This is a genomic window from Aeromicrobium sp. Leaf350 (assembly GCF_916858655.1).
Lineage (GTDB): Bacteria > Actinomycetota > Actinomycetes > Propionibacteriales > Nocardioidaceae > Aeromicrobium.
In genome coordinates this window covers 139,510-163,633 of record NZ_CAKASL010000003.1, presented here as the reverse complement: position 1 = coordinate 163,633, position 24,124 = coordinate 139,510, and the positions used below count along the sequence as shown (strand labels likewise).

The window sequence follows — 24,124 nt, the reverse complement described above, 5'->3', positions numbered from 1 at the left end:
GGACGCGGCATGAGCATCGACTCCCGCGAGGCGTCGTGGTCGACGCGAGGGACCGTCATCGTGGACGGCGTGACGCTGGACGTCGTCCCGGGCAGCACCGTCGGACTGCTGGGACCGAACGGTTCCGGGAAGTCGTCGCTGCTGCGCCTGCTCGCGGGGCTGCGGCCGACGTCGTCGGGCGTGGTCCGGCTGGGCGGCGACCCGATCAGCAGCCTGAGTCGCCGCGACATCGCCCGCCGCCTGGCGTTCGTGGAGCAGGAGTCGACGACCGACGCCGACCCCACGGTGCGTGACGTGATCGGGCTCGGGCGGCTGCCCCATCGCGCTCCGTGGTCGCCCGAGAGCGCGAACGACCGGGCGATGATCGCCAGCGCGGCCACGACGATGCGGACCGGTCACCTGCTCGACCGCAGCTACATGACGCTCTCGGGCGGCGAGCGGCAGCGCGTGCAGATCGCGCGGGCGCTCGCGCAGGAGCCCACCGAGCTGCTGCTGGACGAGCCGACCAACCACCTCGACGTGCGCCACCAGCTCGAGCTGCTGGAACTCGTGCGGGCGACGCCGACGACGACCCTCATGGCCCTGCACGACCTCAACCACGCCGCGACGTACTGCGACCGGCTCGTCGTGCTCGCCGCGGGCCGCGTGCACGCCGCCGGCGTGCCGGCCGAGGTGCTGACGCCGTCGCTGATCGCCGAGGTCTACGGGGTCGAGGCCGTCGTGGAGGACACCGCCGGCGGCCTGCACGTGCGGTACCTGCGGGCGCTGCCCTCGTCCGCGGCGGAGCCGGCGGGGAGAATGACCCCGTGACCTCGCACGACTCCGGCCGCGACCGCGCCGACCGCTGCCCCGGGGTGCTGCGGCCGTGGATCGCCGACGACGGCGCGCTGGTGCGTCTGCGGCTGATCGGCGGTCGCCTGCCGATCGAGGCCCTCGAGCGGCTCGTCGAGGTATCGGCCGCGCACGCCGACGGCGACCTGCACCTGACCAAGCGTGCCAACGTGCAGCTGCGATCGATCGCCCACGCCGACGGCTGCGTCGAGGACGCCTTCGTCGACGCCGTCGCCGCGACCGGGCTGCTGCCGAGCCGGTCGCACGAGCTCGTGCGCAACGTGATGGTCTCGCCCCTGTCGGGTCGCGCCGGCGGTCGGGCCGACCTCCGCCCTGCTGCGGAGCAGTACGACCGGCTGGTGTGCGACGACCCCGAGCTCGCGGCCCTCTCCGCGCGGTTCCTCGTCGTGCTCGACGACGGTCGCGGCGACCTCGTGGACCGCACGCTCGACCTCGGCGCGATGGCGGTCTCGGCCGACGAGGCACAGCTGCGCGTCGGCAGCGACGGGTGGGGCGAGGTCGTGCCGCTGGCGGACCTGCCCGAGGCGCTCGTCCGGCTCGCCCACCGCTTCCTCGCGGCGAACCGGGGCGGGTCCGCCTGGCACGTCGACGAGCTGGCCGACCGTGGAGCCGCCGTGCTGGGCACCGCCCACGCGCGTGACCTGCGGACGCACGTCACGGCCCTCCCCCTGCGGCATGGCATCCTCGCGCAGGACGACGGCCGGGCCGCCGAGCACGTCGCCGTGCCCGACGGCCGCCTGACCCCCGACCTCGCCGCGCAGGTGCTCGCCCGCGCGCACCGTGAGGTCGTCGTGACCCCCTGGCGAAGCCTGCTGCTGCCCGACCTGGAGAACCGATGACACCCGACGCGTCCCTGGCGCCCCCGACCCGCCGCTACGCCTACGAGGGCAGCGGCCCGGCGATCTACGTCGACTCGTTCGCGACGATCCGCGACGAGGCCGACCTCTCGGGCATCCCGCTGGACGCCGAGAAGGTCGCGGTGCGGATGATCCACGGCACGGGCCAGACCGACCTGACCCAGGACCTCGTGATCCACCCGGGCCTGGTCGCCGCCGCGCGGGGTGCGCTGGAGGCCGGGGCGCCGATCCTGACCGACGCGCACATGGTGGCGTCGGGCGTCACGCGCGCCCGGCTGCCCGCGCATAACGACGTCGTGTGCCTGCTGCGCGACCCGGCCGTCCCCGATCTCGCGCGGGCGTGGGGCACGACGCGCTCCGCCGCGGCCGTCTCGCTGTGGGGCGACCGCATGGGGGGCGCGGTCGTGGCGATCGGCAACGCGCCCACGGCCCTGTTCCACCTGCTCGAGCTGCTGGCCGACGGGGCACCGCGTCCGGCCGCCATCGTCGGCGTGCCCGTGGGCTTCATCGGTGCCGCCGAGTCGAAGGAGGCGCTCGCGGGCTTCGCCGCGGAGACCGGGATCGACGTGCCGTTCGTGACCGTGCACGGGCGCCGAGGCGGGTCGGCCATGGCCGCCTCGGCCGTCAACGCCCTCGCCCAGGAGCGCGAGTGAGCACCTTCCGGATCGTCGGGGTCGGCCCCGGCGACCCGGAGCTCGTGACCCTCAAGGCCGCGCGCCTGATCGGCGCCGCCGACGTCGTGGCGTACCACCGGGGCGTCGGCAAGTCCTCGAACGCGCGCCGGATCGTGGCCGAGCTGGTGCCGGCGGGCGCGGTCGAGGAGGTGCTGCAGTACCCCGTGACCACCGGGGTCACCGACCACCCCGGCGGCTACGACGGCGCGATGACCGACTTCTACGACGACTGCGAGCACCGCGTCGAGGCGCACCTGACGGCGGGGCGCCACGTCGTGCTGCTGGCCGAGGGCGACCCGTTGTTCTACGGCTCGGCGATGTACCTGCACGACCGGCTCGCCGAGCGGTTCGACACCGCCGTCGTGCCCGGCGTGCCCGCGTTCGCGGCGGCCACGGCTGCGGCCGGCGCTCCGCTCGTGCGTCACACCGACGTCCTGACGGTGCTGCCCGGCACGCTGCCGGTGCCCGAGCTCGCGCGACGCCTGGCCGACACCGACGGCGCGATCATCATGAAGCTCGGCCGTCGCTTCCCCGGCGTGCGCGACGCGCTCGAGCAGGCCGGACGCCTCGAGGGCGCGCTGTACGTCGAGCGCGCGTCGATGGCCGAGCAGCGCACCCTGCCGGTGGCCGACGTCGATCCGGCGACGGTGCCGTACTTCTCGCTGATCGTCGTCCCCGGCGACACCAAGCCCGCTTCTCGCGCCCTGAGGCGCGACGACGAAGGAGGAGCCTCGAAGGGTGCACCCCAGCCCCAAGACCTCCTCGTCGTCGGGCTCGGCCCCGGTCCCGACGGCTGGCTGACCCCCGAGGCCACCGAGGCGCTCGCCGGGGTCGATCACGTGATCGGCTACGCCCCGTACGTCGACCGGGTGCCGCAGCGCGCGGGCCTCCAGCGGCACTCCTCCGGCAACACCGTGGAGGTCGACCGGGCCCGGCACGCGCTCGACCTCGCGCTCGCGGGCGAGAAGGTCGCGGTCGTCTCCGGCGGCGACGCGGGCGTGTTCGGGATGGCGTCCGCGGTCTTCGAGGCGGCCGAGGCGTCCGAGTACGCCGGGGTGCCCGTCCGGGTGCTGCCCGGGGTCTCCGCCGTGCAGGCGGTCGCGGCGCGCGCCGGGGCGCCGGTCGGCGCCGACTTCGCGGTCGTGAGCCTGTCGGACCGCCTCAAGCCGTGGGAGGTCGTCGAGAAGCGCCTCCGGGCGATCGCCGAGGCCGACCTGGTGCTGGCGGTCTACAACCCGCGGTCCCGCAGCCGCACGACGCAGGTCGCCGACCTGCGTCGGATCCTGCTGGAGCACCGCTCCCCCGAGACCGTCGTCGTGGTCGGTCGTGACGTCGGACGGGCCGAGGAGTCGCTGGCCGTCACGACGCTCGCCGAGCTCGACCCGGAGTCGATCGACATGAAGTGCCTGCTGATCGTCGGCGCCTCGTCCACCCGCGTCACCCCCACCGGCCGCGTCTGGACCCCGCGCTTCGTCCTCTGAATGACCGCTCGCGAGAGACCTTGTTACCCCCGACGAGAGACCTTGTTGGTGGTCACGAGCGACGTTGTTGGTGCACAGGAGTGACGAACCCTCTCCTGTGCACAGACAAGCTCACTCGCGAGGGGTAACAAAGTCTCTCGCGAGGGGCAATGGGGCGGGTCAGGGGCGTTTGAGGGAGCGGTCGCGGGTCGGGGCGTAGAGGTAGGACTCGCCCGCGCGGACGTCCTCGGCGAGGGCGCGGCCGACGAGGATCACGGCGGCCTGGCGGAGACCGGCGGCCTCGACCTGGTCGGCGATGTCGGCCAGGGTGCCGCGCAGCACGAGCTGGTCGGGGCGGGAGGCGTTCGCCACGACCACGACCGGGCAGTCGGCGCCGTGGTGCTCCGCGAGCTCCGCCGCGAGCACGCGGGTGCGGGTGATGGCCAGGTGCAGGCACAGCGTCGCGCCGGTGGCCGCGAACGCCGCGAGTGACTCGCCCTCCGGCATCGCGGTGGACCTGGCCTGCGTGCGTGTGAGCACGACCGACTGCACGAGCTCCGGCACGGTCAGCTCGGCCGCCACGGTCGCCGCCGCCGCGGCGTAGGCGGGCACGCCCGGCGTGACGTCCCACGGCACGCCGTGCGCGTCGAGGCGGCGCCCCTGCTCGTGCACCGCGGAGTACAACGACGGGTCGCCCGAGCACAGCCGCACGACGTCCAGCCCGGCCTCGTGCGCGCCCACGAGCTCGGCCGTGATGCGGTCGAGGTCGAGGTCCTGGGCGTCGACGAGGCGAACGTCGTCGCGACAGTGCGAGAGCACCTCGTCGTCGAGGTACGTGCCGGCGTAGACCACGACGTCGGCCGCGGCCAGCATCGCCGCGGCACGCAGCGTGATCAGGTCGGCGGCACCGGGCCCGGCTCCCACGAAGTGCACGGTCACGACAGCTCCCCCTTCGTCACGGCCCACTGCACGACGGCCCGAGCGGGCTCCCAGCCCGTGAACGTGCCGATCGGGCGGGCCGTCTCGACCGAGATCCGCGTGAGCTCGCCGCCCACGCGTCCGGCCCAGTCGAGCAGCACGCGCTCGGTCTCGAGCGTCACGGCGTGCACCACGAGCCGGCCCCTGGGCCGCAGCCGCTCCCAGACGGTCTCGAGGACGCCCTCACGCGTCGCTCCTCCGCCGACGAACACCGCGTCGGGAGCGGGAAGGTCGGCGAGCGCGCCGGGCGCGCGTCCCTCGACGACCCGCAGTGCGGGCACGCCGAACATCGTGGAGTTGTCGACGATCCGCACGACCCGCTCCGGGTCCGCCTCCACCGCGATCGTCCGGCACCGCGGGTGGGCCCGCATCCACTCGATCCCGACCGCACCCGATCCCGCGCCGACGTCCCAGAGCAGCTCCCCAGGGGCCGGCGCCAGCCTGGCCAGCGCCGAGGCGCGCACGTCGCGCTTGCTGATCTGTCCGTCGTGCGCGAACTCGTCCTCGTCGACGCCGGCGGTCCAGCCGTGCCCGCGCTCGCCGCGCACCTCGATGGCCAGCACGTGGAGCTCCGGCAGCGGCTCGCGCCACTCCCCGGCCGTGGCCGAGATCCGCCGCTCGTCCGGTCCCCCGAGCTCGATCAACGCCGTCACGAGGCTCTCCACGGGCAGCAGGTCCCGCGCCACGAGCGGCGCCGAGTCGTCCATGCTCAGCAGGAGGATGCGGTTCCCGGGCGTGACGTGGCGCGGCAGCTCGCCCGCGTGACGCAGCACCGTGACGGTCTCGGCCGCCCACCCCATCCGAGCGCGCGCGAGCGCCACCGACGAGACCGCCGGGTGCACCACGAGCCGTTCCGCAGGAAGGAAGTCCTGCAGGGTCGTGCCGATGCCCGCGACGTACGGATCGCCCGACGCGAGCACGACGACCCGACGACCCACCCACGCGTCGACGAGGCCCGGCAGCGCCGCTCGCAGGGGCGACGGCCAGGCGAGACGCTCGGCCCCCACGTCCCCCGGCAGCATCGCGAGGTGCCGCTCGCCGCCGACGACGACCTCCGCCGCCGAGACCAGCGCGCGCAGCCGCTCGGGCAGCCCGGCCCAGCCGTCGGCACCGACGCCGACGACGTGCACCGCGTCGTGCACTCCACCGCCCACCGGGGTCTCAGCCATGGGCGCGAGGCTAACGGTGCCGACACCACGCGCTAGCCTGAGGCCGAACAGAACGGCCCGAGGTGCCCCGCGTGCGGGGAGAATCGGGAAGCCGGTGAAAGTCCGGCACAGGGCCCGCTACGGTGACCCGGACCTGGATCCGGGAAGTCCGGAGACCGGCCTCGGGCCGCCACGGTGAACCACCCACGGCGCGCGGAGCGGGAGCCCTTAATGCCACGTCAGTACCCCTTCACGGCCGTCGTCGGTTCCGACGACATGGCCCTCGCCCTCGTCCTCGCGACGATCTCGCCGTCGATCGGCGGGGTGCTCGTGCGCGGCGAGAAGGGCACCGCGAAGTCGACCATGGTGCGGGCGCTGGCCGCCGTCCTGCCGCCCATCGACGTCGTCGCCGGCGACCGCTTCTCGTCCGACCCGCGCGACGCGAACCCGCTCTCGCCCGACGGCCCCTTCGGCCCCGAGCCCGAGGTCGAGACCCGGCCCGTGCGGCTGGTCGAGCTCCCCGTCGGCGCCTCCGAGGACCGCGTGCTCGGATCGCTGCACCTGCAGAAGGCGCTCAGCGAGGGCGTCACCGAGTACGAGCCCGGCCTGCTGGCCAAGGCCCACCGCGGCATCCTCTACGTCGACGAGGTCAACCTGCTGCACGACCACCTCGTCGACCTGCTGCTCGACGCCGCAGCCATGGGTCGCAGCACGGTGGAGCGCGACGGCGTCTCGGTCGAGCACGCGGCGCGCTTCGTGCTCATCGGCACGATGAACCCTGAGGAAGGCGAGCTCCGGCCCCAGCTGCTGGACCGATTCGGTCTGACGGTCGACGTCGCGGCACCGCGCGATCCGCAGCTGCGCGCCGAGGTGACCCGGCGACGGCTCGCCTTCGACTCCGCGCCCGAGACCTTCGCCCAGCGCTTCGCCGCCGAGGAGACCGCGCTGACCGAGCGCCTCTCGGCCGCCCAGGACCTGCTCGAGCAGGTGCTGCTGACCGATGACGACCTCGTGCGCATCGCCGAGATCTGCGCGGCCTTCGACGTCGACGGCATGCGGGCCGACATCGTCACGGCTCGCGCCGCCGTGGCGCACGCCGCCTGGCAGGGCCGCACCCACGTCACCACCGAGGACATCCGCGTCGCCGCCCGGCTGGCGCTGCCGCACCGCCGGCGGCGCAACCCGTTCGACGCCCCGGGCATCGACCAGCAGCAGCTCGACGACCTGCTCGGCGACGACGAGCCGCCGACCGACGGACCGGACGACGAGGGTCCCCACGACGACGGACCCGGCGGCGGCACGCCCCCCTCCGGCCCTGACGGCTCGGACGACGGCGGCCACGGCGACGCAGCCGACGACGGCGGCCCGAGCGAGCCCGGTCCGACTCCTCCCGCCGGCGACTCCGGCGAGCAGCAGGGCCAGGGCAGCGGCACCACCACGACGGCACAGGCGGGCGAGCCGTCGCGCGCCCGCCTCTTCACCGTCGACGGCCTCGGCACGGGCGAGGCCGGACGTCGGTCGCGCGCGCTGACCTCCAACGGTCGCCGGGTCGGCGCCCGGCGCCCCGAGGGCTCCGGCGGTCGCCTCGACCTCCCGCAGACCCTCTGGGCCGCCGCACCGCACCAAGCACTCCGCCGCCCACAGCCCGGCACCCCCGCCGGACGGGTGCTGCTCGAGCCGACCGACCTCCGGGTCGCGATCACGGAAGGACGCGAGTCCAACCTCGTGCTGTTCTGCGTCGACGCGTCCGGCTCGATGGCCGCCCGCAAGCGCATGGAGCAGGTCAAGACCGCGATCCTCTCGCTCCTGCTCGACGCCTACCAGCGCCGCGACAAGGTCGGCCTCGTGACGTTCCGCGGCGACTCCGCCGAGCTCGCGCTGCCCCCGACCGGCTCGATCGACATCGCCGCGCGCCGCCTCGACGACCTGCCGGCCGGCGGCCGCACCCCCCTCGCGGAGGGACTCCTGCAGGTCGTGGAGACCCTGCGCATCGAGCGCGTCCGCGACCCACGGCGACGCCCCCTGCTCGTGCTCGTCACCGACGGCCGCGCGACCCACGGCTCCGACGCCGTCGCCCGCTCGCAGCGCGCCGCCGCCCTGCTCGGCCACGTCGAGACCGTCGTCGTCGACTGCGAGACCGGCCGCATGAGCCTGGGTCTCGCGCGCCGCCTTGCCGAGGTCATGGACGCGACCTACCTGCCCCTCGGTGACGTCACGGCCGACGCGCTCACGACCGTCGTGCGGGAGGTGGCCTGATGCCGCAGGGCGAGCCGCTCACCGTCCCCGACGACGGGCTCACGACCAAGCAGCGCCGCAACCAGCCGCTGCTGATGGTCAACACCGGCGACGGCAAGGGCAAGTCCACGTCCGCCTTCGGCCTGGCGCTCCGCGGCTGGAACCAGGGCTGGGACATCGGCGTCTTCCAGTTCGTGAAGTCGGCCAAGTGGCGCATCGGCGAGCAGACGGTGCTCGAGCGCCTCGGTGAGCTGCACACGCAGACCGGTGAGGGCGGCCCCGTCGAGTGGCACAAGATGGGCTCCGGCTGGTCGTGGTCGCGCAAGCAGGGCACCGAGACCGACCACGAGCTGGAGGCCGCCGAGGGCTGGGCCGAGGTCAAGCGCCGCATCGCCGAGGAGCGCCACCAGCTGTACGTGCTCGACGAGTTCACGTACGTGATGGAGCGCGGCTGGGTCGAGGTCGACGACGTGATCCGGACCCTCCGCGACCGGCCCGGCCGCCAGCACGTCATGATCACCGGCCGCCGCGCGCACCCCGCCCTCCGCGAGATCGCCGACCTGGTCACCGAGATGCAGCACGAGAAGCATCCCTTCGACCGCGGCCAAAAGGGCCAGCGAGGCATCGAATGGTAGGCGCGAGCCTCCCCCGATTTGTCGTGGCGGCTCCTGCGTCGGGACACGGGAAGACGACGGTCGCGACGGGGCTGATGGCCGCCCTCGCGGCCTCGGGGCACGTCGTCAGCGGCCACAAGGTCGGACCCGACTACATCGACCCCGGCTACCACTCGCTCGCGACCGGACGTCCCGGCCGCAACCTCGACCCGCACCTCGTGGGCGAGCACCGACTCGCGCCCCTGCTGCTCCACGGTGCGCGCGGAGCGAACCTCGCCGTGATCGAGGGCGTCATGGGCTTGTACGACGGACAGATCGGCGGCGAGGGCTTCGCGTCGACCGCCCACGTCGCGGCCGCGACCCGCTCGCCCGTCGTTCTCGTCGTCGACATCTCGTCCGCCTCGCGCACGATCGGCGCGATGGTGCACGGCCTGGCGAGCTTCGACCCGGCGGTGCGCATCGCGGGCGTGATCCTCAACAAGGCCGGCTCGCAGCGGCACGCCGACGAGGTGCGTCGCTCGATCGAGCCGCTCGGACTGCCCGTGCTCGGCGTGCTGTCACGTGACGACGGCATCGTCGCCCCGTCCCGCCACCTCGGCCTCGTGCCGGCGCAGGAGCGTGACGAGGCAGCGCAGGCGCTGGACCGTCTCGCCACCCAGGTCGCCGAGCGCATCGACCTCGAGGCCGTCGTCGAGATCGCCCGCTCGGCTCCGGCGCTCGAGGCCGAGTCGGGCGCGGGGCCATGGGACCCGGCCGACCACGTGACACCGGTCGAGGGCGCACCGGTGGTCGCCGTCGCGGGCGGACGCGCGTTCACGTTCACGTACGCCGAGACGACCGAGCTGCTCCAGGCCGCGGGCTGCCGCGTCGAGGTCTTCGACCCCCTGACCGACACCGAGCTCCCGGCGGGAACGCGCGCGCTCTACCTCGGCGGTGGGTTCCCCGAGGTCCACGCGGCGGGCCTGACCGGCAACACCGCGCTGCGCGAGCAGCTGCGACAGGCGGTGGCCGACGGCATCCCCACCGTCGCCGAGTGCGCCGGCCTGCTCTACCTCTGCCAGAGCGTCGACGACGTGCCGATGATCGGCGCGCTCGACGCCCACGCCGCCATGACGCCGCGCCTGACGCTCGCGTACCGCACCGGGATCGCGGGCGAGGACACGCTCCTGACCCGCGCGGGCGAGCGCGTGACGGCCCACGAGTTCCACCGCACGCACGTGACGCCGGTGCACGGCACGGTCCCGGCATGGATCGACCGCGGCGAGTCGATCGGCTTCGCCGGACCCGCGCTGCACGCGTCGTACCTCCACACCCACTGGGCGGGTGCGCCCGTCCTCGCCCAGCGCCTCGCCGAGGCCGCCGCCTCCAGCGCGCCGCTCACCACACCCGTCCCGCACGCGCCGACCGGCACCACCGCACCGCAGGCACCGGTCGCGGCACGGACCGACCGGAAGCCCGACCTCGGCTGGCACGGCGACGCCGAGCTCGACGAGGGCCTCGTGGACCTGGCGGTCAACGTCACCGACGAGCCGCTCCCCGCGTTCCTGTCCGCCGCCCTCGCGGAGTCGATGGCCCACATCGGCGCCTACCCCGACCCCACGGTCGCGGAGAAGGCCGTCGCCCGCCGGCACGGTCGCGCGCCTGCCGAGGTGCTGGCCACCTCCGGTGCCGCCGAGGCGTTCACCCTCGTCGCGCGCGCCCGCGCCTGGCGCCACCCGGTCGTGGTGCACCCCCAGTTCACCGAGCCCGACGTCGCCCTCGCCGCCGCGGGTCACGCGGTGCACCGGGTGCTGACGCGCGCCGAGGACGGATTCCGCCTCGACCCCGACGCCGTGCCCGAGGCCGCCGACCTCGTGGTCGTGGGCAACCCGACGAACCCCACCTCGGTCCTGCACCCGGCCTCCGACCTGCGACGCCTGCTGCGCCCCGGCCGCGTCGTCGTGGTCGACGAGGCGTTCATGGACGCCGTGCCCGGCGAGCGTGCGAGCCTGACGTCGGTCCCGATGCCGGGCCTGGTGGTGCTCCGCAGCCTCACGAAGCTGTGGGGCCTGCCCGGCGTGCGTGCCGGCTACGTCGTGGGCGACTCCGAGATCGTGGCCGACCTGCGACGACAGCAGCCGCCGTGGTCCGTCTCCACCGCGGCGCTCGCCGTCATCGCGGCGACTGCCGGCGACGAGGCGGTCGCGGAGGCCGAGCGGCGAGCGCGCCTCGTGACGACGCAGCGGGCGATCCTGGTCGACGGGCTGCGCGAGCTCGGCGTCCCCGTCGTCAGCCCGCCCGCGGCGTCGTTCGTGCTCGCCCGCCCCGGCGCCGGCACCCACGCGCGGCTGCGGGCCGCCGGCTTCGCCCTCCGCCGGGCCGACACGTTCCCCGGCCTCGACGACACCTGGGTCCGCATCGCCGTGCGCCGGCCCTCGACGACCCGCACGCTGCTCTCGGCCTGGCGCGGGATCCTGCGGTGACCGGGTTCGCCGTGCCGCCAGGGACCCGGGTGCTCGTGACCTCCGGCGACGCCCGCACCGCGGCGCGCGTCGAGGTGCTGCTCACCGCCCGGGCGACGGTCACGGTCGTCACCCCGACGGTGTGCGCCACGATCCAGGACTGGCACGAGCGCGGACTGATCACGTGGGAGCCGCGCGAGGCCACCCTCGCGGACGTCCGTGCAGCCGAGGTCGTCGTCAACGAGCTGCGGGACGCGGCCGAGCGGCCGGCGTCGCCCGCGGGTGGACGCGTCACCCTCGTCGGCGGCGGGCCGGCCGACCCCGGCCTCCTGACCGTCGCGGGCCACGCCGCGATCCTCGCGGCCGACGTCGTCGTGACCGACCGCCTCGCTCCGCTGGCCGTCCTCGACTCGCTGCCGCCGCACGTCGAGGTCGTCGACGTCGCCAAGATCCCGCACGGTCGCACCACGCCGCAGGAGGAGATCAACCGCCTCCTCGTCGAGCACGCGCAGGCGGGCCGCAACGTCGTCCGGCTCAAGGGTGGCGACGGGTTCGTCTTCGGTCGCGGCAGCGAGGAGGTCGACGCCTGTCGGGCGGCCGGCGTCCCCGTCACCGTGGTCCCGGGCGTGACGTCGGCGATCGCCGCGCCCGAGCTCGCGGGGATCCCCGTGACGCACCGCGGCACGAGCCAGGGCTTCACGGTCGTGACCGGGCACCTGCCTCCGGGCCATCCCGACTCCACGGTCGACTGGGAGGCGCTGGCCCGCTCCGGCACGACGATCGTGGTGCTGATGGGGGTGCGCACGCTGCCCGCGATCGCCGACGCCCTCGTCGAGGGTGGCCTCGATCCCTCGACGCCGGCGGCGGTCGTCGCCGACGCCGCGCGGCCGAGCCAGCACGTCGTGCGCGGCACCGTCGTCACGATCGACGGGCTCGCCCGCGACGCCGGCATCGGCGCCCCGGCCGTCGTCGTGATCGGCCAGGTCGCCGCGATCGGGGCACCGTCCGACGACGTGGTGCTCGCGTGATCGCCTGGCTGCGACACGGCCAGTCGACCTGGAACGCCGCCGGCCGCTTCCAGGGCCACACCCCCTACCCGCCCCTGACCCGGCTCGGGGTCGAGCAGGCGCAGGCGGCCGCGCTGCACGCCCAGGAGCTCGGCATCGAGCACGTCGTCTCGTCCCCCGCGGTGCGCGCCCGTCAGACCGCGATGATCGTCGCCCGCGCCCTCGACCTGCCGGCCCACCTCGATCCGCGGCTCCTCGAGCAGGGCTACCTCGAGCCCCTCGACCTCGTGGCCGGGCGCATCTCCGGCGCCCTCGCGGACCTCGACGGCGAGGCGCGGAACCTCGTCGTGAGCCACGGCGACGTCATCGCGCTCGCCGTCGCCCGGGCCACCGGCGCGAACCCGCGGCTGCCCGACAACGGCGAGATCCAGGTCGTTCCCTGAGACGTTCGACCCACCCGTGACCCGAGGCCCCCGTCATGCCCTACGATGCGAATCGATCGAGACCTCGGAAGCCGGTGGAAGTCCGGCACAGTCGCGCTACTGTGACACCCGCTCCGGCGGGTGGAGTCAGACCCGGGCCTCGGCATTCCACCCACCACGGGACGCACGCATCCCGAAGGAGACCAGATGAGCCAGCTGAACCCGACCGCGCCCGCCACCGTCGCGCCGGTCTCGATCCCCGTCCGTGAGCTCGCCCCCTGGGCGCTGTTCGCCGCACTGCTCGCCGTCGTCGTCACGTACTTCGTGGGCGCGGAGCAGGGTGCCTTCTCGCTGATCTCCGGCAGCGACGTGCACGAGTGGGTCCACGACGGACGCCACTTGCTCGGCTTCCCCTGCCACTGACGCAGCGACACCGGCGGTCCTCTGAGCGACCGCTGCCCACCCCACTGCCGGCAGGACCGGCACCCGTGGCGTGACGCCATGCCGTCATGCCCACTCCCGGACGGAGCAGCACCCCCATGAACGCACGCAGCTTTCTGATCAACGGCCTGATCGCCGGCCTCCTCGGCGGCCTGATCGCCTTCGTCGTCGCCATCGGCGTCGGTGAGCCCGCCATCGACGACGCCATCGCGCTCGAGGAGAGCGCCGCAGCGCCCGCCGAGACCGAGGCCCACTCGCACGCCGAGGGCGAGGAGGAGGGCCACACCCACTCCCACGGCGACGAAGAGGAGGGCGGCATCACGCGCGGCCAGCAGGCCGGCCCCGGTCTCGCCACGGCGACCGGCCTCATCGGCGTGATCCTCGGCGGCCTCGTCGGCATCGCCGCCGCCTTCGCCGCCGGCCGCTTCGGCCGCCTCTCCCCGGTCGCGACGACCGCACTGGTGGCCGGAGCCGGCTTCGTGGCCGTCGTGCTGGTGCCGTGGCTCAAGTACCCGCCGAACCCGCCGGCCGTCGGCAGTGGCGACACCATCGGCGAGCGCACCGCGCTGTACTTCGGCTTCCTCGCGATCTCGGTCCTCGCCGTCCTGGCGGCCGTCATCATCGCCCGCCAGGTGCTCGCCTCCCGATCCGCGTGGACCGCGACCGCCGTCGCCGGGGCGGTCTACCTCGCCGTGGTCGGCATCGCCACGCTCGTCATGGCGCCCATCGACGAGGTGCCCGACTCGTTCCCGGCCAACACCCTGTTCGAGTTCCGGGTCGGCTCGCTGCTGACGCAGGCCTCGCTGTGGCTCGTGCTCGGTGTCGTCCTGACCGGTCTGGTGCACCGCGCCTGGACCCGTGAGGCCGCCGACGTCGCTCGTCGCGAGGCGGCCGCGGCCCTGTGAGCCCTCAGGGTCCGACCCTCGCGCCGACGCTGCCCCCGGCCGGCACCCCCGTCGCCGCCCCGGACCCCGCGCTGGTCGCGGCGGCCCGGGAGCGGCTCGGCGGGCTCGCGACCCCTGCAGGCGCGCTCGGTCGGCTCGGGGACCTCGCGGTCTGGGTCGCGGCGACCCAGGGCGCGGTGCCTCCGGCGCCGATCGAGCGCGTGCGCGCCGTCGTGCTCGCGGGCGACCACGGCGTGGCCGACCACGGCGTCTCGGCCTACCCCAAGGCCATCACCGGCGCGATGGTCCGCACGTTCCTCGCCGGCAGCGCCGGCGTCTCGGTGCTGGCCCGCCAGCACGGGGTGAACGTCCGGGTGCTCGACCTCGGCGTCGAGGAGGACCTCGCCGACGTCGACCCGGCCGTGAAGCAGCACAAGGTCCGCAACGGCTCCGCGCCGATCCACCTCCAGGACGCCCTCACCGTGGGTGAGGCGCGTCGTGCGCTCGCCGTCGGCGCGATGATCGCGGACGAGGAGATCGCCGCCGGCACGCAGCTGCTCGTGTCGGGCGACATGGGCATCGGCAACACCACGCCGGCCGCGGCGCTGATCGCCGCCTCGCTCGGGCTGCCCGCCGACGCCGTCACGGGTCGCGGCACCGGCGTCGACGATGCCGGCCTCGCCCACAAGACCGCGGTCGTGCAGCAGGCCCTGGACCGCGTCGGCGACCGCGCCGACGACCCCGTCGTGGCGCTGCAGGCCCTCGGGAGCGCCGACCTCACCGCCTCGGCCACGTACCTCGCCCGCGCTGCCCACGCCGGGGTCCCGGTCGTGCTGGACGGGGTCATCAGCCTCGCGGCCGCCGTGATGGCCGAGCGGCTTGCTCCCGGTGCGGCCGCCTGGTTCGTGGCGGGCCACCGCTCGACCGAACCCGGTCAGTCGCTCGCGCTCGAGCACCTCGGGCTCGAGCCGGTGCTCGACCTCGGGATGCGGCTCGGCGAGGGCAGCGGCGCGGTGGCGGCGGTCCCGCTGATCCGCTCGGCCGGCCTCCTGCTCTCCGACATGGCGCTGCTCGCCGACCTCCTGCCCTGATGCCCTCCCCGGTCCGCGACGGGTGGCTGCTGTCGGCCGGCACGCTCACGGTGGTGCGGTGGCCGGCTCCGGCCCGCGTCGACCGCCGCGTGGCCGGGCTCGCGATGCTGATGGCGCCGCTCGCGGTCGTGCCGATCGGACTCGCGGTCGCGCTCGTCGTGTGGCTGGGCGACCTGATTGACGCTCCGGCCCTCGTGGTCGGACTGCTCGCGGTCGGTGTGCTCGGGCTCGGCAGCCGGGGGCTGCACCTCGACGGGCTGTCCGACGTCGCGGACAGCCTCACGGCGTCGCACGACCGGGAGCGGTCGCTCGAGGTCATGAAGGGCGGCACCGCCGGCCCGGCGGGCGCGGCGACGATGGTCGTCGTGCTCGGGCTGCAGGCCGCGTCGATCGCGGCCCTCGTGGGCACCGACACCGGGCCGCTCGTCGCCGGAGCGCTCGTGTGCCTGTCGCGGTGCGCGCTGACGCTCGACTGCGTGGCCGGAGTACCCCCGGCCCGCGACTCCGGACTCGCGATCAGCTTCGCGCAGACGGTGTCACGCCTCGCGGCCGCCGCCACCTGGCTCCTGGTGGTCGTTACGTGTCTTGGTCTGGCGCTCTCGTCCGACCTGCCCTGGTGGCGCGGGCTCGTGCTCGCCGGGGCCCTCGCACTGGGAGCGGTGGCGGTCCTCGAGCGGTGCGTGCGCCGACACGGCGGCGTGACGGGCGACTGCTTCGGGGCCTCGATCGAGGTCGCCCTGGCCGCCGGCCTGGTCGTGGCGAGCATCCCGTGAGCCTCTCGCGCGCGGTCGGGCTGGTGCTCGGCGTCGCCGCGGACCGCCTGCTGGGCGATCCGGCGCGGTGGCACCCGGTCGCGGGGTTCGGTCGGGCAGCCGGTGCACTCGAGGGGCGTCTCTACGCGGACGACCGGCGTCGCGGGGTCGCCTTCACGTCCGCGGCCGTGGGGGCGGTCGCGGTGGCGGGTGCGGTGGCCGAGCGACGCACCGCAGGGCGTCCGGTGCAGCACGCGCTGACGATCGCCGTCGCCACGTGGGCCGTCGTGGGCGGGCGGTCGCTCGGCCGCGAGGCCTCGGCCGTCGGGGAGCACGTGCTCGCGGGTGACCTCCCGGCCGCACGCCTGCGGGTGCGCAGCCTCGTGGGCCGCGACCCGAGCGAGCTCGACGCCGACCAGCTCGCGCGCGCCGTCGTCGAGTCGGTCGCCGAGAACACCTCCGACGCGGTCGTGGCCCCGCTCTGGTGGGGCGCGGTGGCCGGGGTGCCCGGTCTGGTCGGGTATCGCGCGGTCAACACGCTCGACGCGATGGTGGGCCACCGCTCCGCGCGCTACCTCCGCTTCGGCTGGGCCTCCGCGCGCCTCGACGACCTCGCGAACCTGGTGCCGGCCCGGCTCGCGGCGCTGCTGGCTGCGGCGTGCGCCCCCGTGGTCGACGGTCGTCCCCGCGAGGCCCTGCGCGCCTGGCGGGACGACGCACCCGGCCACCCGAGCCCGAACGCGGGCGCCGTGGAGGCCTCGTTCGCGGGAGCGCTCGGCGTGCAGCTGGGCGGGGTCAACCACTACGAGGGCGTCGTCGACGACCGCGTCCGCATGGGCTCGGGACCTCCGCCGGCCGCGAGGGACATCCCGAGGTCCGTCACCCTCGCCCGAGCCGTCGGCCGGGGCGCTCTCGCGGTCGCCGCCGTGGTCGCCACCCGCCGCCCCTGACCCAGATTTGCGCCGAGATGCGCGTGACGGACTCGCCGGTTCTGCACAACTGAGCGCAAATCTCGGTAGGGGTCAGGGGGTGAGCCACTCCAGGACGGCGGAGGGATCGGTGACGGTGGGGACGCCCGGGGCGGGGTCGGAGCGGCGGACGACCACGACGGGGATGTCGCGGGCGGCGGCGGCCTCGATCTTGGGCCACGTGTGCGTACCGCCGGAGTCCTTGGTGACGACGACGTCGAGGCGGTGCTCGTCGATCAGGGCCAGCTCGCCCTCGAGGAAGTACGGCCCGCGGCTCAGCAGCAGGGTCCAGGGGTCGGGCAGCGCGATCTCGGGCGGGTCGACGACCCGCGCCAGCGCGGCGTGCGAGGCGAGCGGCCCGACGAAGCGGTCGAGGGCCTGACGTCCGACCGTCAGGAACGGACGCTCCCCCAGCTCGGCCGTCGCGGCGGCCGCGGCCGCGTGGTCGTCGACCCAGTGCCAGGTGTCGGCGCCCGGCGCGTCGGACCATCCGGGCCGCGCGAGCCGCAGCAGCGGGACCCCGTCGGCCGCACAGGCCGCGACCGCGTGCCGCGTCATCCCCTCGGCGAACGGGTGCGTCGCGTCGACCACGGCCGTGACGCCCCGCTGACGCAGGTGCTCCCGCAGCCCGTCGATCCCCCCGAAGCCACCGATGCGCACCTGGCCCACGGGCAGCTGCGGTCGCGCGACCCGGCCCGCGAGCGACGACTCGAACGCGATGCCCGCGCGAAGGAGCAGCTGGGCGAGCTCTCGCGCCTCGGCCGTGCCCCCCAGCAGGAGGACGTGCGGCCCCCGCATCATCCGGCGTCCGGGTGGGTGAGGGACGTCAGGAGGTCAGGCACCTCTCAACCCTCCCACGCACCGTCACGCGGGCGCCCCGGGCGCGAGTCGCCGCAGTCCCGCCGGCGCTCCGGTCAGGGCGAGGGCGAGCAGGCGGTCGACGTCCAGGTGCTCCTCCGCGAGGTCGCCCAGGAGGTCGAGCCGGGCCTCGCGCCTCGCCGCGAATGAGACGTCCGAGACCGGCGCGGAGCGACCCACCGCCGTGGCGACCTCGGCGAGCAGCGCTCGCCGCAGCCCGTCGGACTCCAGGCTCCCGTGCCACATCGTGCCGAACACGGCGCCGGAGCGAGCACCCCCGAGGAAGTCCTCCACCCCGTCACCCCGGGTGATGCGCCCGTGGTGGATCTCGTAGCCGGAGGCCGACTGCCCCAGCGCCTCGCCCGTCGGCAGGCGTAGCACCTTCTCGGCGCCGAAGTCGGTGCGGACGTCGAGCAGTCCGAGGCCCTCGACCTCTGCGCCGGCCGGACCCTCGACGCCGTCCGGGTCGGCGACGACGCGACCGAGCATTTGGAAGCCACCGCAGATCCCGAGCACCGCGCCCCCGGCCGCCGCGTGGCGCAGCACCGCGGCGGCCAGACCCCGCTCCCGCAGCCAGGCGAGGTCGCCGATCGTCGCGCGCGTGCCCGGCAGGACCACCAGGTCGGCGCCGTCGAGGTGGTGCGGCTGCGAGGCGAAGACCAGGTCGATCCCCGGCTCGATGCCGAGCGCGTCGACGTCGGTGAAGTTGCTGATGCGCGGGAGTCGCACGACCGCGACCCGCAGCGCGTCGTCGCGGTCGCCCGAGCGGCGGCCCTCGAGGTCGAGGGCGTCCTCGGAGTCGAGCCACACGTCCGGGTGCCACGGGAGCACGCCGAGCGTCGGGCGCCCCGACAGCTCCGCGAGCCGGTCGATGCCCGGCGCGAGCAGGGAGACGTCGCCCCGGAACTTGTTCATGACGAAGCCGGCCACCAGGTCCTGGTCGGCCGCCTCGAGCAGCGCCACCGTGCCGAACAGCGCCGCGAAGACCCCACCCCGGTCGATGTCGCCGACCACCACGGTCGGCAGGCCCGCGTGCCGGGCGAGCCCCATGTTGACGTAGTCGTTCCCGCGCAGGTTGATCTCGGTCGGCGAGCCGGCCCCCTCCGCCACGATCACGTCGTAGCGGGACGCGAGGTCGTCGAGCGCCGCGAAGGCCGCCTCCGCCAGGTGCGCGCGTCCGCCGTCGACGAAGCTCCGCGCGCCGAGCGTGCCGGCCGGCTTCCCCATCACGACGACGTGGCTCGTGTGGTCGGACCCCGGCTTGAGCAGCACGGGGTTCATCGCCGCCTCCGGCACCGCGCCCGCGGCGACCGCCTGGATCCACTGCGCGCGCCCGATCTCGCCGTGGGTGGTGGCCGAACCCCCTTCGACCTCAGCCCGGACCACCATCGAGTTGTTCGACATGTTCTGGCTCTTGAACGGCGCGACCTTCACCCCGCGCCGCGCGAAGGCACGGCAGATCGCGGTGGTCACGACCGTCTTGCCCGCGTCGGACGTGGTGCCCGCGACCAGCAGTCCCCTCACGCGGCCGGCTGCTTGTTGAGCCACGGCGCGAGCAGGCGCGTGATGAACGGCAGGGCCACGTAGGTCATGACCGGCGTCATCACGAGCACGCTCACCAGCACCCGCAGCGGCAGGACGAGGTCGGGGAACAGGTGGCTGGAGCCCCAGTTGGCCGCGACGCTGAGCGGGAAGAACACCAGGAAGATCGCGCACATCTGCTTCCATCGCGGCGGCGGCACCGGGGCCGGGCGCAGGTCGCGGACGTCGACGCTGCTGGGCTCGTCGAACCAGCCCTCGATGCCGGTGCGCTGCTCGTGCCGCGCCTCCTCCACGAACCCCTGGGCCGACTCGAGCCACCAGCGACGCTGCTCGGAGTCGTTCCACGTCTCGAGGTGGTCCGGCGAGTCGAAGCGGTACAGCATGTGCCACTCGGTCGATCCCGCCGCAGGCCGCACCCAGCCCGACCCCAGGAAGCCGTCGAAGCGCTCCGAGAGCTGCGTGCCCGCCCGCAACCAGGCGAGCATCTGCTGCTCGTGGTCGGGGTCGACGTGCCGCGTGATGGAGACGGTGACGGGTCCGGTCATGCCCCCAGGCTAGGCCGCGCCCGCTCCGCCCCGGTCAGGCGTTCCGCGCGCGGCGACGCAGCACCACGACCGTACCGCCGACGAGCACCAGCACGCCCACCATCAGGCCGAGGATCAGCCATGCTGTGGGGGCCTCGTCCTCGTCCGGCGTGCTGCCCGTCGCCGTGTCGTCCTCGTCGCTCGCGGGCACGACGTCGTTGGCGACCTCGGACGGGACGAACGCAGCCGAGGCGAACAGCTCGGCGCTCGTGACCTGGTCGGGCGCGGTGGGAGTCACCGCGCTCGGCGCGTACACCGCGGTCAGGAACTGCCCTGCAGCGGCCGTGATCCCGGCCGGGTCCTGCTGGGCGTAGGCCCAGCTGCCGCCCACCTCGGCCGCGAAGAGCGTCCAGCGTCCGTCGCCGGAGGGGCTCGCGCCACAGGGATCCTGGTCCGGCGCGGGGAAGCCGTCGAGGCGGCACAGCGCACCGTCAGACGCCGTCTCGACCGGGATGCCGGTCGCCGCCAGCACGTCGAGCACCGGTCGGCCGTCGGCGTCGCTGACGCACAGCGAGCTGTACTCCCCACCGAGCGCCGACGCGTCGATCGTCACGACGACGTCGGTGGCCGGGTCACAGGACTCCTGCGCCGTCGAGGCCGAGGCTGGGGCGGCGCCGAGCCCCACGAGGCCGAGCAGGAGCAGCAGGATCGCGCTTCGGGTCCGCGTGGTCATCAGGGATCACTCCTCCGAGTCGGTGCGCCGACCCGTCGATCCGGTCGACCCCACCAGCGTAGGTGCGCAGCCTGAGAGCGCGACCCCGGCCGTTCAGTCGGTCGGCGCCGGCGCGATCGAGGCGACGTGGTGCACGCGCCGCAGTGCACGCCGCAACGTCGTCAGCAGCGCGGGGCCGAGCACGACGAGGCAGAGCGCGGTGGTGATGGCACGCCCCGTGTCCCAGCCCCAGGTGGAGGTGAGGAGTGTGTAGACGACGAAGCGGTGCAGGTTCTCGAGCACGGGGTCGCCCGGGACCATCTGGGCGGTGTCGCCCGCGCCCGGTGCCGCGATGCCGAGGGTGAACGGCCACGACGACAGGTTCATCAGGAAGCCGTAGAGGTAGGCGACCACGACGCCGTAGACCACCAGCACCGCCACCTCGGCACGTCCGCGCAGCCGCGACGGGAGCAGGCCCGCGCCCATCCCGATCCAGGCGGCGCACATCATCTGGAACGGCACCCACGGTCCGACGCCCGAGCTCAGGAGCGCCGACGCGAACAGGCTCGTGCAGCCGAGCACGAAGCCGAATCCCGCCCCGAACACGCGGCCCGCCACGATCAGCAGGAAGAAGATCGTCTCGATGCCCGCGGTGCCGGCGCCGAGCAGCCGGATCGCGCCGTTGACGGCGGTGAGCACCGCCAGGACCGCGAGGATCTTGGAGTCCATGCCCCCCTCGGTCAGCTCGGCCACGACGACGAGCACCACGATCGGCAGCAGCACCATGAAGATGAACGGCTGGTCGACGCGCTCGACGCCGGGGGCCGGCTGCAGGAACAGCGGCCACAGGAACATGGCCAGCCCGGCGAGGCTCGCGACCGAGAGGACCGCGACCGAGCGCAGCCCCAGCCCGAAGGCCGCGTCACGGCGCGGCCCGGTCGCTCTGGTCGGCGTGGTCTGACTCATGCCATCGCCTCCCGCACCTGGTGGACCGTGAGCCACGGGGCGCCGAGCACCTTGCTGACCTGGGGCGCGAACGACGGCGACTCGGCCAGCACCTCGGCCGCCGGGCCCCGCGACACGATCTCGCCCTCGGCCATCACGACGACGGTGTCGGCCACTTCGGCGACGAACTCGACGTCGTGGCTCGCGACGACGATGCCGTGACCCTGGTCGGCGAGGTCGCGCAGGATCGCGGCGAGCTCGGCCTTGCCCGCGTAGTCGAGCCCGCGCGTGGGCTCGTCGAGCACGACGACCGAGGGGCACGACGTGAGCACCACGGCCAGCACGAGCGCGAGTCGCTGACCCTCGGAGAGGTCGCGCGGGTGCCGTGCCTCGTCGATACCCGGTGCCAGCCGGTCGAGCAGCCCGCGACACGTGCCGGGTGCGACCTCCGCCTGCTCGTCGGCGGTCGCGCACTCGTCGGCCACCGTCTCCAGGTACAGCAGGTCGGCCGCGGTCTGGGGCACGAGTCCGATCCGGGCCCGCGCCTCGGCGGACGACAGACCGGCCGGGTCGCCACCTCCCACGTCGACGGAGCCCCCGGCCCGCTTGAGGGCACCCCGGAGCGCCCACAGCAACGAGGACTTGCCGGAGCCGTTGCGGCCCATCAGGCCGACGACCTCGCCGGCGCGGACGAGGAGGTCGACCTCGCGCACCGCGACGTGCGACGTGTAGGTCACCGAGACGCCTCGGGCCGTCAGCACCGGCTCACCGGCGGGAGCGGGCGCCGTGCCCGGCTCGGCCAGGCGCGCCTGGAGGTCGGTGCGGCGGCGGCGTGCCTCGCGCACCGAGAGGGGCAGCGGGTCCCAGCCGGCGAGGCGTCCGAGCTCGACGAGCGGCGGCGCGACCGGGGAGTCGACCAGCAACGCGGCCGGGGCGCCGACGGTGACCGTTCCCCCGTCGACCACGACGAGCCGGTCGGCGAACGGCACGACCCGTTCCATGCGGTGCTCGGCGACGACGACCGTGAGTCCCAGGTCGTCCACGAGACGGGCCACGGTCGCCAGCACGTCCTCGGCCGCCGTGGGGTCGAGGGCGGACGTGGGCTCGTCGAGCACCAGCACGCGCGGGTGCATCGTGAGGACCGCCCCGATCGCCACTCGCTGCTGCTGGCCGCCCGAGAGCGCGCGGATGGGCCGGCGCCGCAGGTCGGCGATGCCCAGCAGGTCCAGCGTCTCCTCGACGCGGCGGCGCATCGTCTGGGGCGGGAGTCCGAGCTGCTCCATCCCGTAGGCGAGCTCGTCCTCCACGACGTCGCTGACGAAGCCCGAGAGCGGGTCCTGCGGCACGTAGCCGACCAGGTGGGCGAGCTCGCGCGGCGGGACGCCGACGACCGAGCGGCCGTCGACGAGCACGTCACCGGCCAGGGTGCCGCCCGTGAAGTGCGGCACGAGCCCGTTGAACAGCCCGAGGAGCGTCGACTTCCCGGAGCCGGTCCGGCCGCAGGCCAGCACCAGCTCGCCCTCCTCCAGCCGGAGGTCGACGTGCTGCCAGGTCCAGTCACCGTCGGGGTACGCGAACGAGACGTCGCGGAGCTCAAGCATCGACGACCTCCCGCTCGTGGTGGTCCGCGCCGCGTGGCACGGCGGGCGGCGGCGTCAGGAACGCCGGCAGCGCCCCCACCAGGATGATGGCGAGCACCCAGGGCGAGACCTCGGGCCAGCCGTCGAGGCCGGGGACCACGGCGTAGGGGTCGAGCGCGTAGGCCCGGTCCACCCCCACGGCGACGGCCAGGCCCGAGGCCACGGTGAGCAGCTCGGCGCCCCGCCAGCGATCGGGACGGTAGCGCGTGCGCTCGACGCGGCGACCGGCCGACCAGAGACCGGCGGCGGCCAGCACCACGCCCACGCCGAGTCCACCCACGGCGAGCACCCGCGGTGCGGTCGCGTCGAGGTAGGCGTAGATGCCGATGCAGAGCGCGAACAGCGCCAGGAGCATGAGCAGACCGGTCACGACGCGCTCGCGGGCGGTCGCGCGCCCGCTGCGGCCGTAGCCGCGGGCGTCCATGCCCATCGCGAGGGTCATCGACCTCTCGAGCGCGTCCTCGAGCACCGGGACCACGACGCGGCGCAGCACCCCCACGCCCCGCCCCGGCGAGCCCCGGAGCTTGCGGGCCCGGTTGACCCGCTGCACGCTCTCGGCCAGCTGCGGGAAGATCGTCAGCGCCACGACCACCGCGGTGCCCACCTCGTAGAGGGCCGGCGGCACGGACTTGAGGAGCCGCTTCGGGTTCGCGAGCGCGTTGGCGGCGCCGACGCACAGGATGATCGCGCCGAGCCTGAGCCCGTCGTACAGCCCGCTCAGCAGGGCCACCAGCGTGACGTCGCCGAGCAGCTGGATGCCCCGGGCGGCCTCGGGCAGCGGGATCTCCGGCAGGTGCAGCACGATCAGGTCAGCCTCCGTGGCGGCCGTGCCGAAGATGATGCGGAAGACCACGCGCAGCACCACGACGAAGACCGCCAGGTAGACGTACAGCCGGAACGACAGGGCCCAGGGGGCCTCCGAGCGGCGCGCCATGACGACCAGGGCCGCGATCGCCCAGATCAGCAGCAGCGCCACCGGGTTCAGGGTGAAGGTCGCGGCCGCGGCGAGACCGATCGCCCAGAGCCACCAGGCTCCGGGGTGCAGGTCACGCGCGAGCATCAGTCATCCCTCTGTCCTG

23 protein-coding genes and 2 riboswitches are annotated in these 24,124 nt (G+C 74.7%); of the genes, 14 read left to right on the top strand and 9 right to left on the bottom strand.

Annotated features, from left to right (window positions below):
* Positions 1-9: 9 nt before the first annotated feature.
* The 4 genes from LO931_RS14420 to cobJ are packed head-to-tail and all read left to right on the top strand — an operon-like array spanning position 10 to position 3,864.
* A complete protein-coding gene (locus LO931_RS14420) occupies positions 10-810 on the top strand; it encodes an ABC transporter ATP-binding protein (RefSeq protein WP_229054500.1) in 801 nt (266 codons plus the stop codon).
* Positions 807-1,691: a nitrite reductase gene (locus tag LO931_RS14415; RefSeq protein ID WP_229054498.1), complete on the top strand. Its 885-nt coding sequence runs from the start codon at positions 807-809 to the stop codon at positions 1,689-1,691. Before LO931_RS14420 ends, LO931_RS14415 begins: the two co-directional genes overlap by 4 nt.
* A complete protein-coding gene (locus LO931_RS14410) occupies positions 1,688-2,362 on the top strand; it encodes a precorrin-8X methylmutase (protein ID WP_229054496.1) in 675 nt (224 codons plus the stop codon). Before LO931_RS14415 ends, LO931_RS14410 begins: the two co-directional genes overlap by 4 nt.
* Positions 2,359-3,864: a precorrin-3B C(17)-methyltransferase gene (gene cobJ, locus LO931_RS14405; protein ID WP_229054494.1), complete on the top strand. Its 1,506-nt coding sequence runs from the start codon at positions 2,359-2,361 to the stop codon at positions 3,862-3,864. Before LO931_RS14410 ends, cobJ begins: the two co-directional genes overlap by 4 nt.
* Positions 3,865-4,023: 159 nt before the next feature.
* Here cobJ and cobM read toward each other — a convergent pair whose 3' ends face one another.
* Positions 4,024-4,782, bottom strand: a complete 759-nt coding sequence (gene cobM, locus LO931_RS14400) for a precorrin-4 C(11)-methyltransferase (protein ID WP_229054490.1) — start codon at positions 4,780-4,782, stop codon at positions 4,024-4,026.
* Positions 4,779-5,990 (bottom strand): precorrin-6Y C5,15-methyltransferase (decarboxylating) subunit CbiT, encoded by a 1,212-nt coding sequence (gene cbiT / locus LO931_RS14395; protein ID WP_229054489.1) that lies wholly within the window; start codon positions 5,988-5,990, stop codon positions 4,779-4,781. The genes cobM and cbiT overlap by 4 nt, the downstream gene beginning before the upstream one ends.
* A 43-nt stretch (positions 5,991-6,033) precedes the next feature.
* A riboswitch (cobalamin riboswitch) is annotated at positions 6,034-6,169 on the top strand.
* Positions 6,170-6,200: 31 nt separating this feature from the next.
* On the opposite strand from cbiT, the gene LO931_RS14390 reads away from it, so the two are divergent.
* From LO931_RS14390 to LO931_RS14345, 10 genes are all read left to right on the top strand, one after another.
* The gene (locus LO931_RS14390; RefSeq protein WP_229054488.1) at positions 6,201-8,225 is read left to right on the top strand and encodes a magnesium chelatase subunit D family protein; all 2,025 of its coding nucleotides are present in this window, start codon (positions 6,201-6,203) and stop codon (positions 8,223-8,225) included.
* Positions 8,225-8,839 (top strand): cob(I)yrinic acid a,c-diamide adenosyltransferase, encoded by a 615-nt coding sequence (gene cobO / locus LO931_RS14385; protein WP_229054487.1) that lies wholly within the window; start codon positions 8,225-8,227, stop codon positions 8,837-8,839. Before LO931_RS14390 ends, cobO begins: the two co-directional genes overlap by 1 nt.
* Positions 8,833-11,280 carry a cobyrinate a,c-diamide synthase gene (locus LO931_RS14380; RefSeq protein WP_229054486.1) on the top strand — a complete coding sequence of 816 codons (2,448 nt, stop codon included), beginning with the start codon at positions 8,833-8,835 and terminating at the stop codon, positions 11,278-11,280. Before cobO ends, LO931_RS14380 begins: the two co-directional genes overlap by 7 nt.
* Positions 11,277-12,287: a uroporphyrinogen-III C-methyltransferase gene (gene cobA / locus LO931_RS14375; RefSeq protein WP_229054485.1), complete on the top strand. Its 1,011-nt coding sequence runs from the start codon at positions 11,277-11,279 to the stop codon at positions 12,285-12,287. Before LO931_RS14380 ends, cobA begins: the two co-directional genes overlap by 4 nt.
* Positions 12,284-12,709: a histidine phosphatase family protein gene (locus LO931_RS14370; RefSeq protein ID WP_229054483.1), complete on the top strand. Its 426-nt coding sequence runs from the start codon at positions 12,284-12,286 to the stop codon at positions 12,707-12,709. Before cobA ends, LO931_RS14370 begins: the two co-directional genes overlap by 4 nt.
* Positions 12,710-12,775: 66 nt before the next feature.
* A riboswitch (cobalamin riboswitch) is annotated at positions 12,776-12,841 on the top strand.
* Positions 12,842-12,895: 54 nt separating this feature from the next.
* Positions 12,896-13,111 carry a CbtB-domain containing protein gene (locus LO931_RS14365; RefSeq protein WP_229054482.1) on the top strand — a complete coding sequence of 72 codons (216 nt, stop codon included), beginning with the start codon at positions 12,896-12,898 and terminating at the stop codon, positions 13,109-13,111.
* 116 nt (positions 13,112-13,227) lie between these two features.
* A complete protein-coding gene (locus LO931_RS14360) occupies positions 13,228-14,034 on the top strand; it encodes a CbtA family protein (RefSeq protein ID WP_229054480.1) in 807 nt (268 codons plus the stop codon).
* Entirely contained in the window at positions 14,031-15,104 is a 1,074-nt protein-coding gene (gene cobT, locus LO931_RS14355; RefSeq protein ID WP_229054478.1) for a nicotinate-nucleotide--dimethylbenzimidazole phosphoribosyltransferase, read from the top strand. The genes LO931_RS14360 and cobT overlap by 4 nt, the downstream gene beginning before the upstream one ends.
* Complete coding sequence (locus LO931_RS14350) at positions 15,104-15,877, top strand: adenosylcobinamide-GDP ribazoletransferase (RefSeq protein WP_229054476.1); 774 nt, start codon at positions 15,104-15,106, stop codon at positions 15,875-15,877. The genes cobT and LO931_RS14350 overlap by 1 nt, the downstream gene beginning before the upstream one ends.
* The gene (locus tag LO931_RS14345) at positions 15,874-16,806 is read left to right on the top strand and encodes a cobalamin biosynthesis protein (protein ID WP_229054474.1); all 933 of its coding nucleotides are present in this window, start codon (positions 15,874-15,876) and stop codon (positions 16,804-16,806) included. Before LO931_RS14350 ends, LO931_RS14345 begins: the two co-directional genes overlap by 4 nt.
* Before the next feature lie 72 nt (positions 16,807-16,878).
* Here the strand turns inward: LO931_RS14345 and LO931_RS14340 are convergent, their stop codons facing one another.
* The 7 genes from LO931_RS14340 to LO931_RS14310 form a co-directional block, all read right to left on the bottom strand.
* Positions 16,879-17,622 (bottom strand): cobalt-precorrin-6A reductase, encoded by a 744-nt coding sequence (locus tag LO931_RS14340; protein ID WP_229054473.1) that lies wholly within the window; start codon positions 17,620-17,622, stop codon positions 16,879-16,881.
* Between the two features lie 66 nt (positions 17,623-17,688).
* A complete protein-coding gene (locus tag LO931_RS14335; RefSeq protein WP_229054471.1) occupies positions 17,689-19,206 on the bottom strand; it encodes a cobyric acid synthase in 1,518 nt (505 codons plus the stop codon).
* Positions 19,203-19,769: an antibiotic biosynthesis monooxygenase gene (locus LO931_RS14330; RefSeq protein ID WP_229054469.1), complete on the bottom strand. Its 567-nt coding sequence runs from the start codon at positions 19,767-19,769 to the stop codon at positions 19,203-19,205. The genes LO931_RS14335 and LO931_RS14330 overlap by 4 nt, the downstream gene beginning before the upstream one ends.
* Before the next feature lie 34 nt (positions 19,770-19,803).
* Positions 19,804-20,481: a hypothetical protein gene (locus LO931_RS14325; RefSeq protein WP_229054468.1), complete on the bottom strand. Its 678-nt coding sequence runs from the start codon at positions 20,479-20,481 to the stop codon at positions 19,804-19,806.
* Positions 20,482-20,574: 93 nt separating this feature from the next.
* Positions 20,575-21,426 (bottom strand): ECF transporter S component, encoded by an 852-nt coding sequence (locus tag LO931_RS14320; RefSeq protein WP_229054466.1) that lies wholly within the window; start codon positions 21,424-21,426, stop codon positions 20,575-20,577.
* The gene (locus LO931_RS14315) at positions 21,423-23,006 is read right to left on the bottom strand and encodes an ABC transporter ATP-binding protein (protein WP_229054465.1); all 1,584 of its coding nucleotides are present in this window, start codon (positions 23,004-23,006) and stop codon (positions 21,423-21,425) included. Before LO931_RS14315 ends, LO931_RS14320 begins: the two co-directional genes overlap by 4 nt.
* Positions 22,999-24,105, bottom strand: coding sequence for an energy-coupling factor transporter transmembrane component T (locus tag LO931_RS14310; protein WP_229054463.1), 1,107 nt, complete (start codon positions 24,103-24,105; stop codon positions 22,999-23,001). The genes LO931_RS14315 and LO931_RS14310 overlap by 8 nt, the downstream gene beginning before the upstream one ends.
* Between the last annotated feature and the right edge of the window lie 19 nt (positions 24,106-24,124).

Coding starts and splice junctions, on each gene's coding strand:
- LO931_RS14420 (WP_229054500.1), top strand. CDS start 10: ATGAGCATCGACTCCCGCGAGGCGTCGTGGTCGACGCGAGGGACCGTC.
- LO931_RS14410 (WP_229054496.1), top strand. CDS start 1,688: ATGACACCCGACGCGTCCCTGGCGCCCCCGACCCGCCGCTACGCCTAC.
- cbiT (WP_229054489.1), bottom strand. CDS start 5,990: ATGGCTGAGACCCCGGTGGGCGGTGGAGTGCACGACGCGGTGCACGTC.
- LO931_RS14390 (WP_229054488.1), top strand. CDS start 6,201: ATGCCACGTCAGTACCCCTTCACGGCCGTCGTCGGTTCCGACGACATG.
- cobO (WP_229054487.1), top strand. CDS start 8,225: ATGCCGCAGGGCGAGCCGCTCACCGTCCCCGACGACGGGCTCACGACC.
- LO931_RS14380 (WP_229054486.1), top strand. CDS start 8,833: ATGGTAGGCGCGAGCCTCCCCCGATTTGTCGTGGCGGCTCCTGCGTCG.
- LO931_RS14365 (WP_229054482.1), top strand. CDS start 12,896: ATGAGCCAGCTGAACCCGACCGCGCCCGCCACCGTCGCGCCGGTCTCG.
- LO931_RS14360 (WP_229054480.1), top strand. CDS start 13,228: ATGAACGCACGCAGCTTTCTGATCAACGGCCTGATCGCCGGCCTCCTC.
- LO931_RS14350 (WP_229054476.1), top strand. CDS start 15,104: ATGCCCTCCCCGGTCCGCGACGGGTGGCTGCTGTCGGCCGGCACGCTC.
- LO931_RS14340 (WP_229054473.1), bottom strand. CDS start 17,622: ATGCGGGGGCCGCACGTCCTCCTGCTGGGGGGCACGGCCGAGGCGCGA.
- LO931_RS14330 (WP_229054469.1), bottom strand. CDS start 19,769: ATGACCGGACCCGTCACCGTCTCCATCACGCGGCACGTCGACCCCGAC.
- LO931_RS14325 (WP_229054468.1), bottom strand. CDS start 20,481: ATGACCACGCGGACCCGAAGCGCGATCCTGCTGCTCCTGCTCGGCCTC.
- LO931_RS14320 (WP_229054466.1), bottom strand. CDS start 21,426: ATGAGTCAGACCACGCCGACCAGAGCGACCGGGCCGCGCCGTGACGCG.
- LO931_RS14315 (WP_229054465.1), bottom strand. CDS start 23,006: ATGCTTGAGCTCCGCGACGTCTCGTTCGCGTACCCCGACGGTGACTGG.
- LO931_RS14310 (WP_229054463.1), bottom strand. CDS start 24,105: ATGCTCGCGCGTGACCTGCACCCCGGAGCCTGGTGGCTCTGGGCGATC.